Origin of the sequence: Actinocorallia aurantiaca (assembly GCF_039533685.1) — a bacterium.
GTDB classification, from domain to species: domain Bacteria; phylum Actinomycetota; class Actinomycetes; order Streptosporangiales; family Streptosporangiaceae; genus Actinocorallia; species Actinocorallia aurantiaca.
The window spans coordinates 1-1,487 of record NZ_BAAATZ010000003.1; the positions used below are offsets into that span (position 1 = coordinate 1).

Here is a 1,487-nt window from a genome sequence, read left to right on the forward strand (position 1 = left end):
GGACATGTGGGTCGTCGCCCGCGACCTGGACGGCCTGCGCGCGGGCCTGACGGCGCTGGCCGACGGCGCCCCCCACCCGGCGGTCGTCACCGGGACGACGGTCGGCGCGCCGGGCCGCCCGGTGTTCGTGTTCTCCGGTTACGGCGCGCAGCGCCCCGGCATGGCGCAGTCCCTGCTGGAGGAGGAGCCGGCGTTCGCCGAGGCGATCGACGACCTGGACGGCCTCTTCTCGGAGGAGGCCGGCCTCGCGCTGTGGGACCTGCTGGAGAGCGGCCGGACGCCCGAGGGCCCGGCCGAGATCATGCCGGTGCTCTTCGCGGTGCAGATCGGCCTGGCCGGGATGTGGCGCTCCTACGGGATCGAGCCCGCCGCGGTCGTCGGCCACTCGATGGGCGAGGTCGCCGCGGCCGTCGTCTCCGGGGCGCTCGGCCTCGCCGACGGCGTCAAGGTGATCGTCCGCCGGTCGCGGCTGATGACGGCGCTGGTCGGCGGAGGCGGCATGGCCGTCCTCGGCTGCGGGCTGCCGGAGCTGGCCGGCTACGACGGGCCCGAGGTGCACCCGGCGGTGCTGTCCTCGCCCCGCCAGACCGTGGTGACCGGCACGACCGAGTCGATCGAGGCGGTGCTGGCCTGGGCGTCCGGGCTGGGCTACCTGGCCCGGCAGGTCAAGGCCGAGGGCGCGGGCCACTCCCCGCAGGTCGAGCCGCTGCTGCCGGAGCTGCGGGAGCTGCTCGCCGAGCTGAAGCCGCGGACCGGCACGGTCCCGATGTACACCACCGCGCTGGAGGACCCGCGCAAGCTGCTCGACGGCTCGGTTTCGCTGGACGCCGAGTACTGGGCGGCGAACCTGCGCAATCCCGTCCGGCTCGCGGACGCCGTCACCGCCGCCGCGCAGGACGGGCACCGGACCTTCGTCGAGGTCAACGCCCATCCGATCCTGTCGATGGCGGTCGAGGAGACCCTGGAGGGTTCGGGGGCGCTGGTCACGCACACGCTGAAGCGCGCCCCGAAGGGCCAGGAGACCGACGACACGCTGACCTTCCACACCCGGCTCGCGACGCTGGCGGTGAACGGGCACGCGACGGCCACCGTCGCGGACGGCGCGCTCATCGACCTGCCGCGCGCCCCGTGGCGGCACGAGCGGCACTGGGCGGACGGCGCGCGCCGGGTCGCCGGGAGCGACGTCCACCCGCTGCTGGGCTCGCACGTCGAGCTGCCCGGTGAGGACCGCCACGCCTGGCAGGGCCCGATCGCCTGGGAGGGCGCGCTGCTGCCCGTCGCGGCCCTGGCCGAGATGGCGCTGGCCGCGGGCGCGGAGATCGGAGCCGGCGCGGTCCACGGGCTGACGGTCCACCGGCTCGTGGCGCTGTCCGGCGACACCACCCTGAGCACCACGCTCTCCGAGGACGGCCACGTCGAGATCCACGTCCGCACGCCGGCCGGGACGTGGGCGCGGGTCGCCTCCGCCGAATCCGCCGAGAGCACGA

At 75.8% G+C, this 1,487-nt stretch carries 1 protein-coding gene; it reads left to right on the plus strand.

All coding sequences use genetic code 11. The annotated features are described in order from the left end of the window. The coding region (locus tag ABD327_RS03090) for an acyltransferase domain-containing protein (RefSeq protein ID WP_344448558.1) at nt 1–1,487 on the plus strand (1,487 nt) is incomplete at both ends.